We start from the raw sequence: 14,063 nt of genomic DNA, 5'->3' as shown, positions 1-14,063 counted from the left end.
ATGTTTTACAAAAATTAAACATGGTAAAACAAAAAACATAACGGGAGACTATCGATAATATTCCATCAGGGCTAACGGAATAGGGACAAAAGTAGCGCATTACGCACTATTGATAATGATTATCATTAATGATAAAGTGAGTGACATTCACAATATGCATATATATATAAAATAAAAATATAATGTCTTTAATATGCAAAACGCACTGTTTTAAGTGAGAAAACACTTTTTAACCGGTATCCGATGCTAATTTTACAGGGGATCTCATGAAGACGATCTATAGCAAGAAATTAGGAGTTTTCACGGCTGACCATTGCAATTGCATGCATTCGCATGCGGAGAAAAATAATACAAATACTCCCTTATTGATTGAGGAATTATCTGACGGAATTCATATAAACCGAATTCGCTTTGAGCTCGACAAGGATGTCACAGAATATTGTGAAGGGCCGCCAACGGTATCAATTGCGTTTATTTTAAACGGGAGAGGGAAAATGGCGATTGAAAATGGTGATGTTTTAGATATCAGTTCGGGAATGATGATATTTTTCCATTCACCTAAAATGACGCGTGGCATGAACTTCTTTGGTTGCGGCTCATGGCATATTCTCGATATTCGTTTCTCATTGAACGAAATTGAAGCTCAGGAATTACCCCCTTTCACCCAATTAGCGGCAGGTTTTGAGAAGAACGCCAGCTACAGTGATGCATTGATGATGGCATGTCCCATTTACCCACCATTTATGCAGATAGTGAATCAAATAGAAGAGTGCCAATTAAGTGGCAATGTAAGAAAGGTTTATTTAAAAGCAAAAGCGTTAGAGATACTCGCTTGTGTAGCATCTCAGGTTTATGACTGTCAGTATAATGTGATCAGCGGGTCGCAACGCCGTGCTGTTTATAATGCAATAAAAATAATTAACAGTGATTATCATTCCCCTTGGACGATAAAATCATTATCAAGAGCAGTTGGCTTAAATGAACGGAAATTAAAAGAGGGATTTCGTGCGGTTGTTTTTCGCACTTTCCATCAATATCTGGAGAATGTCCGTATGACAACCGCAGAAGATTTACTAAAAAAAGGAATGAGTGTCATTGATGTTTCTACCGCAGTAGGTTATTCCAGCCCAAGTCACTTTTCTAAACGCTTCCGGCAACATTATTTGATCAATCCTAAAGCATGGCAGGCGAAATATGCCGTTGGCCACACCTTATTAACAGAAAATATCGTAGCCGGGAATTAGCTATTCAATTGACTCCTAAACCAAGATGGCCATTTTAACATGGCCACTTTACAGGTAGGGATATCGCATAATTTATATGTTACGCCAGTATTATATTATCCACCAACAAACTGTCCATGCTGACGCCAACCAAAGTGACTGAGTTTTGGCCGAAGGTAAATACCAGATCATTGTCCACCATAGAGACATGATCCAGATAATTACTTTTATCACTACTGCCTTCGGTACCCAAAAACACGAGTTTATCAGTCTTATTGTAGCCATAGATGATATCTTGCCCAAAATCACCGTTGAACAAGAAGGTATTGTTATTACCCTGACTTTTCATAACATCGTTACCTTCACCACCGACAAAAACATTATTATTGCCGAAGCCGATCAACGTATCATCACCATCCAGACCAAACAGCCAACTACCGGAAGTTTTAGACGTCAGTGTATCATTCCCATCATTGCCTGTTACTGAATTGGCGTATTTCGTCTTCAATCCGCTGTTGGAATACAAACCATCGGCCCTGACTTGAGAATCCACCTGTTTAGTCAAAAACAGCCAGGTACTTTCTTTACTTCTTATAGTGGAAATATCAGTAGCAACTGTGATACCACCTTGTGCATCACGCACATACAATGTACCTGCCTGGTCATAGGCTATTTCTGCATTTTTTAGTGACTTCTGTAAGTCAAAAGTATTATGGCCTTTCCCCCCGGCAATCATGTTAAATCCGCCGTCATCGCGGAATATATCATTGCCATCGCGTCCTTCCAGATAATCGTTTCCTTTACCACCTTTAATCAGGTCGTTGCCGTCGGTACCAATAATAAAAGTACTGCCAGTGTGTTTTTCAGCATTCCGGTTTAAATCCTGTACCCAAGTATTTTCACGGGTGACATTGGAAAGGTTGCTGACAACAATAGTCGAATCTTTATGTGTTAGGTCGTAGAACGTTGAATCCATAATACGTTGCATGCCGCTCTGGTAAAATGGCGTCACATGCGAAACCCAAGTTGACAGATTAGCAATAGAGAAGGGCAGAACATTCCACCAGTCTGATGCATAGTGATCGTTAAAATTAACAATATTATTTGTAGCCGAATCTCTTGGTACATCGTGAACGCCCGCAGAGTTCGAATCAACACTGGTGCCGTTGAGCACGCGGAATACAGGATCATTTTCATATCCTACATTCAGCACCTTGTTACCTTTCTCATACTGTGATGGCGAAGCGAAAGTGATATAGTTCGACTGGGAGTAGAATCCCCCCCATTTCGTATCGCTAGACTCCGCCATACTATTCACAGCTAACCCACCCAAACTATGGCCGCTGACCACAACGTCATTGCCCGTCAAACCGTGAGCTTTGGCATAATTAGCTACATGGTCCAGCAGCCGGCCAAAAGCGTTTGGCGCATAGTCATTCGAATAGTCTTTCTTACCTAAAGCCACCAGCACATTATTCATAATGTCGCCCAGTGTATCGGTAATAACTGACTCTCGAGGACCACTCGTACCGCGAAACGCAATGCCAATAGAAATCAAATTACCATCAGCATCATATTTTCCCATTACCTCTGCCTGAGCAGTGGAATGACTTGCTTTTTCGCCAAAAAAAGTACCGCGGGCATCAGTTCTACCCTGATAGCCTAACTCATCAGCACTGATAGTAAACCATCCTGATTCATTGAGTTTATCTTGTGCCTGTTTTTCCGCGTCTGGATTCCAAGGCAATTTAGGCGTGATGCCCTGCGATGTCGTGCTGCCGAGAATTGCGGTCAGCAACGTTAATGGCATCCCTAAACCAAAACCATAATTGTAATACCCCTCAGCAAATCCACTGCCCAGATTATGATAAGCATATCCGGAGATAGTTTTTGCGTCGGAAAACAACTCTTTGGAAGTAGCGCTATCAAAGTCTTTGTACTGAAAAACACCCATGATGCATATCCTTGTTAAGTTAAAATAAGGTTAAAAAAGTGTTCTAAAAATATTAACCAGCTAGGTAAGTATAGATTGATGTAGATCATTTAAAGAGTAATTGTCTAAAAATTTATAAATTAGTGAGCCATAATGAAAATTTAATATTTTTACAAATCTTTAATTGAATAAATTAAGTTTATATGCTAAACGATCTCGCGGGTGAGAATAAACATACTAAATATATCTATATCATTGTTGATAGTTTTTAAAAGTAACTAAATTAATAGATAGTTATAGTTCACAATATTATAAAGGGAGATCGGTTAATTCCATGTGATGGGTTACGTTCAGGGGATTCAGTTTAATTCTTATCAATTATAAAATGAATATCACGCCATAATATTACTATTAAATTTACTTGTATTTATTAAAGAGTTAAATGTTAAAAATCACTCTCACTTACTTTATATTTCAACCTCCATTAATACCGCTAAACAACCTAAGAATTAAATAAAATACAGAATTAAACAAATAGAAACGTTATCATGATATGGATAGCATTACTCTTAAGCTTCTAAATCAGCTGGAATATTAAATGCAATGTAAAATTCATTCTATTAAATTTCCACATATTATGATATGTTTCAATACGTTAAAGTTTTCAGCATCAATTATTTAAAGATAAAACGGTAGCTTATTGAATTTATATTTCAGAGTTATTTATTATCTATATATCGTTAAGTATTTTAAGTTACTTATGAAATAAACCAGCCTAAATCCAAAGAAAACAACATATTATCAACCTGTGGATATTAATTTTTATAGTTAATGATTTCTTCTGTTTATTTAATGTTTTACGACTTTGGATTAGTATTTTTTCATTTACTTTAACCCTATAACTCCCTATATTATTATCTCCATAATTCTTAATATTAAGGGGGAGATTATGGGAGCTGCTGAAAAGTTTTATTTAACAATTCGTAATGATTCTAAGCATAAAAAGTTAATCTTTGACCAAATTCACTTTGATTGGGGGCGTGTATCCGATGATTCATATCCAGTCACTGAAGTGCCTCCACAAACTACAATCCAAGTTTTGGTGGCTCAAGGCAGAGAAAACGCATCTTCGGGGACTCAGGGTTGGATCCGCTACAAAGTCGAAAATATTCCTGGCAAGTGGGTACGAGTGGACTGGGATGTGCCGTGGCTTTCTGGCCAGGAAAACACATGTTCTCCATCAAACAGTGACCAAAACTCACCCGACGATCCTAATGGGAATATAGAGTGGGAGCCTCAAACGCCAACCAGTAGCAGTGGAACAACACTATCAGTGCTTATGAAATTTGGTTATGTGATAGAAGCATAATTCCTCTCTAGTACTACCGCTGTTCAGAAGGTGTATAGCGACAGCTTTTTGCCGCCATACACCTTAAACCCATAATCAACGTAAGGGGAATAATTTTTTCATTCATTCTCATTGGCTTCTTTTCTCCATTGAGAATATAGCGCCGTCTTCTTTCTACGGAAAAAAGAATATTGTAAAAATCTGGATCTAAGGAAATACCACCGGAGATGCCAGTATTCGTGCCGGTGCTCCAGCCGATTGGGTAGTGGGTGATAAAACCGGTAGTGGTGATCATTATTTTAATATCCAGCCTCTTTTTGATGTCGTACAGCAAAAATTGTGGCTGTTTCACCCTCAATCCGGTACATGGCGATATAGCCGCTACTTCCAAAATCAATAAGCCACTCCCGGAATGCCGGATCCATCTCGTCAACAGGGCGTCCTGCTTCAGGTTGACGTGCCAGCATTTTCACGCCAGCACGTATTGTTTTAATGGCTCTACGAGCAGTGTCTTTGTCTTTTTTGGCAAGAAAACCATAGAGCCACTGTATATCAGCAAGGGTAAACGGAGACCAAATCAAACGTGGCATTCAGGTAACTCCGCATCTTCTCCTGCTTCGATCTTAGCTAACCAATCATCCGCTTCTTCAAGCGTTAGGTGTAGTCCATTCTCTTGATACTCTTCCCAGGCACGCAATGCATCCTGTTTGAAAGATTCACGTTTTTCTTCACGCTCTACATAGGTTGCCATTTTTTTCCACCTAAATATTAAAAGGTAATACCTTTTAATACTCTATCATGAAATCTCCGCCTTGCTACCAAGTAAAGAAAACCTTCGTTTTTCACTTGATTGATGCAACCTCAACAAGATACCGAATCACACAACGATGTACTTGCTTCGGCTACGCGGTTGGTGATGGCGCATTTAACCTAATTTTTCCTGGGATGCTAAGAGGGTGAATGACTAAAATTTGCACCCCTTAGCAATATGTAGTAACGTACCTACATAAATTAGCTATTATATCGAGGTGCACCATGTCAATCACAACCTTATCGAGTCGGCAGCTCAATCAGGATGTCAGCGGGGCAAAAAAAGCAGCTAAAAGCGGTCCAGTGTTCATCACAGATCGTGGCAAACCGGCACATGTCCTGCTAACCATTGAAGAATATCAACGAATCACCAAGCAGCGTAGAAACATCGCTGATGCTTTAGCAATGCCCGGTGTTGAAGATATTGAATTCAATCCACCACGTGTCGCTATCAATAGCCGTCCAGCCAATTTTTCATGATGTATATTCTTGATACTAATATTGTCTCTGAACTTCGGAAAGTTCGAACGGGTAAAGCTAATGCCGGTGTGGCTGCATGGGCTGAAAGTGTTGATGCAACGGAGCTTTTCCTGTCAGCCATTACTATTATGGAGCTGGAAACCGGCATCTTACAGATTGAACGACGAGACATAACCCAGGGGGCATTATTGCGCTCATGGTTCAACCACCATGTAATACCGGAATTTACTGGTCGGATCTTGCCAGTAGATACGGCTGTAGCTCAGCGGTGTGCCCGGTTGCATGTCCCTGATCCATGCTCAGAGCGTGATGCACTAATCGCCGCCACCGCGCTGGTTCATGGTATGACTGTCATCACACGAAATGTGATTGATTTTGAATTGACCGGTGTACCAATATTAAATCCCTGGGTTTAAGGATGATGAAATATTTAAATATGCATGTTTATATTAAGTAGAAAATAAACATGGATATTAATGTATTTATTAAAAATCAAATCAAATAAAAACATTTCCATATTTTATAGATTAATTTTCAATAAAATATAAAGGGAATAATTCACCACTTATTAATCAATTTATTATCCACTTATACAAAAATAATTAACCATGTAATTTATAAAAATAGTCTATTATTATTTTTTTGAACTAGACTATGATTAGCACCAATAAATAGAGTTATCGATACGATAATTTAATATATTGATTACATGGAAAAAAATTTAATTCAAGAGGGGAATATGAGCAAGAAAAATGATTTTAAAGCTTTTTCTATTAGTAATAATGCTAATGTAGTGAGTCAAGAAAAATATGAGGAAAATCAAAGCTTACAAGTGGGATTTCCACCAGACAATATATCTACTCACGTATTGAATAAGGCATTACGCCAATCATCAACAATAGCCGCTGTTATCGCTAACTTTATTGCGACACAATCTGATGATGATGTTCTGGATGATGGTGATATAGCTAAACTCACCGCCAAATTAAATCAAGCGTTAAAACAAAAAGTCACAGCAGAAATTCCCAATGCCTCATTAACACAAAAAGGCGTTGTTCAACTGACCAATGAAATTGGCAATAATGACACATTGGCAGTGACACAAAAACTAGTGCAGGAAATCATCAACTCATTGCGTGGGAATATTGATGGTAAAGTCTCCAATAGCCGGAAAATAAATGGTAAAACATTGACTGAGGATATTAATCTGAATGCGAGTGATGTAGGGGCATATACTCGAACAGAGGTATACACCCGATCAGAAGTATATACACGCGCAGAGGTAGATAGACTGATTAAAACAACTAATGAAATTCCTGTTGGTGCTCCTATTCCCTGGCCGTTGCCCCATCCACCTATCGGCTATTTCACTTGTAATGGTTCCGCTTTTAATAAATTACAGTATCCAAAGTTAGCAGAAGCTTATCCTGATGGCAGATTACCCGATTTAAGAGGCGAATTTATTCGCGGTTGGGATGATGGGCGCGGTGTGGATGCTAAGCGTGTAATTTTAACATCTCAAGAGGATGCCATTCAAAAAATTACGGGAACATTTACAACGATCAGAGCTGTTGTTATTAACGCCGCTGGAGCATTTTCACTTGGCGATAGTACACATAGAGGCAATACACTTGATGGGGGGGACTACGGAAGAGTGGTCAATTTCGATTCATCACTTGTCGCACGTGCAGCAACAGAAACACGACCACGCAATATCGCATTTAACTACATCGTAAAGGCGGAATAATAATGACACAAGAAAATATCTTAGATTCAAAAACGCTGTATTAGGGATCTAATGGAATAATCCCCAATTTTATCAAGTTTGCTTTTCCGAATGGCGTAATGACTTATCTATCTTCATATTTAAGTTCTAATTTAACCACATTCAGTTCACCCATTATTGGAGATTAATTATGGACTTAGAAAGCATAACTGCCGTTCGGTCAGGTCGATCTATTACATGTAATGCATGGTTGTTCTGGTTAAGGAAGTTCACCGGGAACATACCCAACAGCGTGCTAGTAGTGATGGGCTCATTATTCATGAGCGCGGTATTTATGCCAACGACTGATGCATCCAACACACGGATTTTTTCGTTGCAAGAAGCAACCATCAAACAGATGCAGCAAGCGATGGAGGCTGGTGCGTTGTCGAGTGTCGAATTGACGACAATGTACCTGAACCGAATATATGCCTACGATCTCAATGGTATAAAACTGAACTCCATTCCTGTCTTAAATCCAAGAGCGCTTGAGGAGGCTGCGGAGACAGACCGTCTGCGGTCTGAGGGCATAATACTCGGGCCGCTTCACGGAATCCCTTACACTGTTAAGGATAGCTATATGGTTGCTGGTCTCACCGTAGCTGCGGGTTCGCCCGCTTTCAAAAAGCTAATGGCAAAAGATGATGCTTTCACGGTTAAAAAGATTCGGGAGTCTGGTGGGGTTCTCATCGGAAAGACCAACATGCCTCCGATGGCAGCCGGCGGCATGCAGCGAGGTGTTTATGGTCGTGCGGAAAGTCCCTACAACGCCGACTATCTTACGGCCGCATGGTCTTCTGGTTCATCGAACGGTTCGGCTACTGCGACGGCCGCAAATTTTGCGGCTTTCGGGATGGGGGAGGAAACCATATCGTCTGGTCGTTCACCTGCTTCTAATAATGCTCTGGCGGCCTATACTCCTTCACGTGGATTGATCTCAATCCGAGGCAATTGGCCTCTGTACCCTATACGTGATGTGGTTGTCCCGCATACACGTACTGTTGAGGATATGCTTCGAGTCCTGGATGTGGTAGTGGCTGATGATCCAATCACAGAAGGAGACCTCTGGCGTCATCAGAAAGTTGTCAAACTACCTGCCGTGACTTCAGTACGCCCTAAAACCTATCTTGAACTCAGGGACCCAAATTCGCTGAAAGGACGAAGAGTTGGCGTTCCAAAGATGTACATTGGCAAAGATTTTGGCGGCAGTGATCCCGTTCGCGTCAGGACGTCTATCATTGAACTTTGGGATAAGGCTGCTACAGACCTTCGTGCGCTTGGCGCTGACGTGATTGAAATCGATTTCCCACTCCAGAATAATTATGAGGGGGACCGTGTAGGTACTAGAACGATGGAAGAGCGCGGACTTATTCCGCTCAACTGGATGGAATTGGAGTTTAACTACATAAATTCCTATGCGGCCGAAGAGTTCCTCAAGAGCGTAGGAGACCCGAATTTCCCTTCTTGGACTAATATTAACCCGGCGGCAGTATTTCCGACCCCGCCAGCATCCGTCGATGCGTGTCGCGGATTTAATCGAAATTCAGATTATAAATTGCTCATCGACACAATCAAAGCTGGAGTCCAGCCCATCGAGAAACTACCGGGTTTTGCGGCTATGCTCCGCGGCCTCGAAGAAACGCGAAAGATAGACCTTGAGAACTGGATGAAAGCGGAGGAACTTGATCTCATTGTTTTTCCCGCAAACGGCAACATCGGTAAGGCTAACGCAGATGTCAATGATGTCTCGTACGAAGAAGCATTGCAGAACGGTAACCTTTACTCGAACACCAACTATGTTCTCCGTCACTTGGGCATCCCGAGTGTTTCAGTGAGCATGGGGACCATGAAGGACACAGGTATTCCTGTTAACTTAACATTCATTGGCCCAGCTTACAGCGACAACGATCTGCTTCGGTATGCATACGCTTATGAATTCGCCACCAATAACAGAACCATAGCAACTCGGGTTCCCCCATTGGCCGACGAAATACTGGACTACTCAGACGGAAAAACAGTACCACCGGTGCAACGCACAGATAAGCTGCCCCCGGTGTTAGTATTGAATGCATCTCTTGCCGGTACTACGCTTACAATTTTTGGTACGGCGAAGGACACAAGTAAAATTGCGACAACGCATATTTATGTCAATGGGATAAAGATACCATTTGATGGTGACTTGGTTAACTGGCAGGCGAAAGTTGACACCAAAAAATACTACAACATCACAGCGTTAGCCGCAGAAGCACTTTTCGTGGTTGTTATTTCTAAAGACGAATATGGTAATACGTCCGCGGCAACCAAAAGTATCAAATTGCCGGTAAGCGAGAGTAAAGCGACAGTACAGATCGACAACGAGACTACGCCATCATCTGTACGTCCGCCAATAGTCATACCTGCGTGTATACCTGGCGGCGCTCCACAACATATTGGTTAAACAGGCGGACACCTATACCCTATGGATTTCAAGATGGATCGCGACGGCAAGGGAGTGAATCCCCGGGAGCATAGATAACTATGTGACCGGGGTGAGCGAGCGCAGCCAACAAAGAGGCAACTTGAAAGATAACGGGTATAGTAGATCATCACAAATATCTTGCTCATATTGATGTAATTATTAAACCGGGTTGATATTTCATTAGAAACCAGATATTAACTGGCCTGAAAAACCGCAAGAATAATAGATAATAGCATTAAAGTTTTATTGTCTTTAAATATTGATACAAGACTATTTTTTAATCCGCACTTTGTCTTAATAAAATCTTGTATAAAAACGAGCTTATCGCTATGTTATGAATGATTGGTATAAATTATGTGGAATTATTTCTAATAATTTAATGTATTAATTATAAAATTCATGGTAAATATATGAGCCAAAAAAATGATTTTAAAGCTTTTTCTATTAGTAATAATGCTAATGTAGTAAGTCAAGAAAAATATGAAGAAAATCAGAGTTTACAGGTGGGATTTCCACCAGATAATATTTCTACTCATGTATTAAATAAGGCGTTACGCCAATCATCAACAATAGCTTCTGTTATCGCTAATTTTATTGCGATACAATCTGGTGACGACATTCTGGATGATGGTGATATCGCTAAACTCACCACCAAATTAAATCAAGCGTTAAAACAAAAAGTCACAGCAGAAATTCCAGATGCCTCATTAACACAAAAAGGCGTTGTTCAACTGACCAATGAAATTGGCAATAATGAGACATTGGCAGTGACACAAAAGCTAGTTCAGGAAATCATCAACTCATTACGTGAAAATATTAATAGCAAAGTTTCCAATAGCCGAAAAATAAATGGTAAAGCGTTGACTGAGGATATTAATCTGAATGCGAGTGATGTGGGAGCATATACTCGAACAGAAGTATACACCCGAGCAGAAGTAGATAAACTGATTAAAACAGCCAATGAAATTCCTGTTGGTGCTCCTATTCCCTGGCCGTTAGCGCATCCACCTATCGGCTATTTCACTTGTAATGGTTCCGCTTTTAATAAATTACAATATCCGAAGTTAGCAGAAGCTTATCCTAACGGTAGATTACCCGACCTAAGAGGGGAATTTATTCGGGGCTGGGATGATGGCCGAGGAGTGGACAAGGATAGAGCACTTCTGACAAACCAGAGTGACGCTTTACAAGATTTAAGGGGGTCATTTGTGGGAGATAATGGAATAGCAATCTCCACTGAAGGTGTTTTTGCTAACGGAGGAACAGTAACCGGCATGTACGGATCTCCGAATGATTACGACAGCTATAAAACTCTATTTGACGCATCACGAGTAGCCAGGACGAGCCATGAAACCCGCCCTCGAAATATAGCATTTAACTACATCGTAAAGGCGGAATAATAATGATGACACAAGAATACAAATTCAGGTTGATATTTCATTAGCGCCAAACTTAATTAGCCTAAGAAGACACAAAATCAAATATTAATAAAGCGCTGTTTCTTAATCAGCGCTTTGATGAAATAAAAACTCAAAAAGTATTTTATTTCCATAAAAAAGTTAACCACAGATTAAATCAAACTCTAATTCCATCTATATTTCTATTTTTCTGACTCGTCAGATTTTAATTATTAAAAACAGTGGCATGAAAAATAAGACAAGTATGAAAATGCATTTTTACCACAATGTTCTTTATCTATTTTTTGCAATAAATACAATCAATTACAAAATAATATAGAATTAGAGATATTATATTTCACCCTGATACTATTGCATTAAGTTAATATCCGTGAGAATTTATTCCACGCCGAAATACGGTGGGTTTTGAATATCATTAAATGTGTCACAGCATATTAGTTTGCTATCAATAGCGTTAATTGATCTCTTCATCTATTTCTCATCTTATTCGGCTATTTAATCAGGTTTGGTGCGGTTTAATATAAGTTTGCACTTCCTGTCATATATAAAGGTAAAAGGTGCCATGAATACTCAACGTAAGCTTGATAAAGTCAGACCGCCCCGAGTTCAGATTACTTATGATGTTGAATTAGGTGGCGCGGTCGAGAAAAAAGAATTGCCTTTAGTTATTGGTGTTATTGGGCAATTTGCTGAGCAATCTATTCCGATGCGTGAACGTCGTTTCATGCATGTTGATAAAGATAATTTTAATGCGGTGATGGAAGGTTTGTCGCCTTCATTGGAATTACAAGTTGAAAGCGCACTGCCGGGTCAGAGCGGATTTATGAATGTCGATTTGCAATTTAAATCAATGGCTGACTTTACCCCAGAGAATTTGGCGAAACAGATAGAACCGCTTCGTCATTTATTAGAGGTACGCAGCAAACTCAGTGATTTGAAAGGCCGTGCATTGAGCAATGAAAAATTGCGTGACCGTCTGGCGGAAATTCTGGCTGAACATGCGGATAAATTACCGCAGGTAAATGAAGAAGCAGATGACGTCACCCCGGAAAATAGCAATATCCCGGAAAATAACAATGCACAGTGAGGGCAGTATGGAACAGAGCGTTGTTGAACAACAAGAATTGAAAACGACGGAAACAAATGGTGATTTTCTTGATCAGATTATTGATAACACGCAAGCCATTCGTCGAGAAGCAGATCGTGATCGGGTAAAAAGCCAGCTCGACCAGTTTCTGGCCGAAGTCACCTCCGGTTCACTGGTGGTTTCCGGCGATTTGGTAAACAGCATTGACGAACGTATCGCAGCGATTGATGCGCTGATGTCCGCTCAACTGAGTCTGGTATTACACCACCCGAAATTTCAGCGTCTGGAATCCTCTTGGGTGGGACTTAAAGGATTACTTGACCAAAGCGAAACGGATAATACCCAAATCCGCATGTTGAACGCGACGAAAACCGATTTAATTAAAGATTTTAAATCGGCATCAGATTTCGATCAGTCAATGCTGTTTAAAAATGTGTATGAATATGAATACGGTACCTTTGGTGGTGAACCTTATTCAGCATTTGTCGGTGATTTTGACTTTGATAACAGCCCGGAAGATCTCTATTTGCTAGAACAGATTTCTCATGTGGCCGCGGCAGCCCATGCGCCGTTTATCAGTTCAGTCAACGCGGGCATGTTGGGGCTGAATGATTTTGGTGAACTACCACGTCCACGGGATTTATCCAAACTGCTTGCAACATCCGATTATCTGCGTTGGAAACGCTTCCGGGAATCTGATGATTCCCGTTATGTCGGCTTGACTTTACCACGAGTGATTGGCCGTTTGCCTTATGGGGCAAAAACCATCCCGGTTGAGCAATTCTGCTTCGAAGAGCAAGTGAAGGAAGGGGATAGCGGCAGTTATCTGTGGATTAACGCCGCCTATGCACTGGCAGGTCGCATGGTGGCGGCATTTGAACAGTATGGTTGGTGTGCGGCGATCCGTGGTGTAGAAGGGGGAGGATTGGTCGAAGCATTGCCTGCGTATCATTATGTCTCTGTGTCCGGTGAAAATGTGCTGCAATGCCCGACTGAGGTGGCTATCTCTGATCGCCGTGAAAAAGAGTTAGCAGAATTAGGGTTCATTCCTCTGGTTTATTATAAAGGGACTGACTACGCCGCATTTTTCTCGGTACAGTCACCGAATAAACCAAGGAAATATAATTCTGACCTGGCAAACGCTAACGCAAAATTATCAACCCAATTGCAATACATTATGACAACTTCTCGTTTTGCACATTATCTGAAAATGATTGTGCGTGACAAAGTGGGTAGTTTTATGTCCCGTGAGGAATGTCAGTCTTATCTGCAAAATTGGATCAACCAATATATTGTTGGCTCTGATACCGTTGGCGCAGAAATTAAAGCGAGTCACCCATTACGTGAGGCAAGAGTTGATGTCGTTGAAGTCCCCGGCTCACCGGGAACATATCGGGCTGTGGCCTATTTAAGGCCGCATTTCCAATTAGAAGGATTAAGTATGTCTTTACGGTTGGTTGCCGATTTACCACCGTCATCGGCTGCCTGATTTTTCTATTTATTAATATTTGTCCTATTTATTACAACTAACTGGAGTAGTT

At 40.7% G+C, this 14,063-nt stretch carries 12 protein-coding genes and 1 pseudogene; 10 read left to right on the top strand and 3 right to left on the bottom strand.

The window, feature by feature from the left end:
* Positions 1–266: 266 nt before the first annotated feature.
* Positions 267–1,244 carry a helix-turn-helix transcriptional regulator gene (locus B0X70_RS11720; RefSeq protein ID WP_036776099.1) on the top strand — a complete coding sequence of 326 codons (978 nt, stop codon included), beginning with the start codon at positions 267–269 and terminating at the stop codon, positions 1,242–1,244.
* 79 nt (positions 1,245–1,323) lie between these two features.
* On the opposite strand, the gene B0X70_RS11715 is transcribed toward B0X70_RS11720, so the two are convergent.
* Positions 1,324–3,177, bottom strand: a complete 1,854-nt coding sequence (locus tag B0X70_RS11715) for a polyurethane esterase (RefSeq protein WP_217471550.1) — start codon at positions 3,175–3,177, stop codon at positions 1,324–1,326.
* A gap of 928 nt (positions 3,178–4,105) precedes the next feature.
* Between B0X70_RS11715 and B0X70_RS11710 the strand changes: the two genes are divergently transcribed.
* Both B0X70_RS11710 and B0X70_RS26090 read left to right on the top strand, forming a co-directional pair.
* Positions 4,106–4,525, top strand: a complete 420-nt coding sequence (locus B0X70_RS11710; RefSeq protein WP_040152519.1) for an aegerolysin family protein — start codon at positions 4,106–4,108, stop codon at positions 4,523–4,525.
* Between the two features lie 190 nt (positions 4,526–4,715).
* Positions 4,716–4,799: pseudogene (locus B0X70_RS26090) on the top strand (serine hydrolase); the annotation flags it as partial.
* A gap of 4 nt (positions 4,800–4,803) precedes the next feature.
* Here B0X70_RS26090 and B0X70_RS11700 read toward each other — a convergent pair.
* Positions 4,804–5,094, bottom strand: a complete 291-nt coding sequence (locus B0X70_RS11700; protein WP_040152526.1) for a type II toxin-antitoxin system RelE/ParE family toxin — start codon at positions 5,092–5,094, stop codon at positions 4,804–4,806.
* Complete coding sequence (locus B0X70_RS11695) at positions 5,082–5,255, bottom strand: hypothetical protein (RefSeq protein WP_418889058.1); 174 nt, start codon at positions 5,253–5,255, stop codon at positions 5,082–5,084. Before B0X70_RS11695 ends, B0X70_RS11700 begins: the two co-directional genes overlap by 13 nt.
* A gap of 284 nt (positions 5,256–5,539) precedes the next feature.
* On the opposite strand from B0X70_RS11695, the gene B0X70_RS11690 reads away from it, so the two are divergent.
* The 7 genes from B0X70_RS11690 (at position 5,540) to tssC (ending at position 14,011) form a co-directional block, all read left to right on the top strand.
* Positions 5,540–5,794, top strand: coding sequence for a type II toxin-antitoxin system prevent-host-death family antitoxin (locus B0X70_RS11690; protein WP_105395478.1), 255 nt, complete (start codon positions 5,540–5,542; stop codon positions 5,792–5,794).
* Positions 5,794–6,210, top strand: coding sequence for a type II toxin-antitoxin system VapC family toxin (locus B0X70_RS11685; protein ID WP_105395527.1), 417 nt, complete (start codon positions 5,794–5,796; stop codon positions 6,208–6,210). The genes B0X70_RS11690 and B0X70_RS11685 overlap by 1 nt, the downstream gene beginning before the upstream one ends.
* A gap of 323 nt (positions 6,211–6,533) precedes the next feature.
* Entirely contained in the window at positions 6,534–7,541 is a 1,008-nt protein-coding gene (locus tag B0X70_RS11680; RefSeq protein WP_046396416.1) for a phage tail protein, read from the top strand.
* Between the two features lie 169 nt (positions 7,542–7,710).
* Entirely contained in the window at positions 7,711–9,996 is a 2,286-nt protein-coding gene (locus B0X70_RS11675) for an amidase (protein ID WP_217471549.1), read from the top strand.
* A 431-nt stretch (positions 9,997–10,427) separates the two neighbouring features.
* Positions 10,428–11,417, top strand: a complete 990-nt coding sequence (locus B0X70_RS11670; RefSeq protein ID WP_217471548.1) for a tail fiber protein — start codon at positions 10,428–10,430, stop codon at positions 11,415–11,417.
* Positions 11,418–11,997: 580 nt separating this feature from the next.
* Positions 11,998–12,522 carry a type VI secretion system contractile sheath small subunit gene (gene tssB, locus B0X70_RS11665; RefSeq protein WP_036806030.1) on the top strand — a complete coding sequence of 175 codons (525 nt, stop codon included), beginning with the start codon at positions 11,998–12,000 and terminating at the stop codon, positions 12,520–12,522.
* Positions 12,523–12,529: 7 nt separating this feature from the next.
* A complete protein-coding gene (tssC, locus tag B0X70_RS11660; RefSeq protein ID WP_046395417.1) occupies positions 12,530–14,011 on the top strand; it encodes a type VI secretion system contractile sheath large subunit in 1,482 nt (493 codons plus the stop codon).
* Positions 14,012–14,063: the final 52 nt, after the last annotated feature.

Source organism: Photorhabdus akhurstii (genome assembly GCF_019090985.1).
In the GTDB taxonomy this organism is placed as follows: Bacteria; Pseudomonadota; Gammaproteobacteria; order Enterobacterales; family Enterobacteriaceae; genus Photorhabdus; species Photorhabdus akhurstii.
This window is presented reverse-complemented; position numbering and strand designations above follow the sequence as displayed.

What these genes read in the sequence shown, in the direction of transcription:
- B0X70_RS11685 (WP_105395527.1), top strand. Translation starts at nt 5,794, where the DNA reads ATGTATATTCTTGATACTAATATTGTCTCTGAACTTCGGAAAGTTCGA.
- B0X70_RS11670 (WP_217471548.1), top strand. Translation starts at nt 10,428, where the DNA reads ATGAGCCAAAAAAATGATTTTAAAGCTTTTTCTATTAGTAATAATGCT.
- B0X70_RS11695 (WP_418889058.1), bottom strand. Translation starts at nt 5,255, where the DNA reads ATGGCAACCTATGTAGAGCGTGAAGAAAAACGTGAATCTTTCAAACAG.
- B0X70_RS11715 (WP_217471550.1), bottom strand. Translation starts at nt 3,177, where the DNA reads ATGGGTGTTTTTCAGTACAAAGACTTTGATAGCGCTACTTCCAAAGAG.
- B0X70_RS11710 (WP_040152519.1), top strand. Translation starts at nt 4,106, where the DNA reads ATGGGAGCTGCTGAAAAGTTTTATTTAACAATTCGTAATGATTCTAAG.
- B0X70_RS11690 (WP_105395478.1), top strand. Translation starts at nt 5,540, where the DNA reads ATGTCAATCACAACCTTATCGAGTCGGCAGCTCAATCAGGATGTCAGC.
- B0X70_RS11680 (WP_046396416.1), top strand. Translation starts at nt 6,534, where the DNA reads ATGAGCAAGAAAAATGATTTTAAAGCTTTTTCTATTAGTAATAATGCT.
- tssC (WP_046395417.1), top strand. Translation starts at nt 12,530, where the DNA reads ATGGAACAGAGCGTTGTTGAACAACAAGAATTGAAAACGACGGAAACA.
- B0X70_RS11700 (WP_040152526.1), bottom strand. Translation starts at nt 5,094, where the DNA reads ATGCCACGTTTGATTTGGTCTCCGTTTACCCTTGCTGATATACAGTGG.
- B0X70_RS11720 (WP_036776099.1), top strand. Translation starts at nt 267, where the DNA reads ATGAAGACGATCTATAGCAAGAAATTAGGAGTTTTCACGGCTGACCAT.
- tssB (WP_036806030.1), top strand. Translation starts at nt 11,998, where the DNA reads ATGAATACTCAACGTAAGCTTGATAAAGTCAGACCGCCCCGAGTTCAG.
- B0X70_RS11675 (WP_217471549.1), top strand. Translation starts at nt 7,711, where the DNA reads ATGGACTTAGAAAGCATAACTGCCGTTCGGTCAGGTCGATCTATTACA.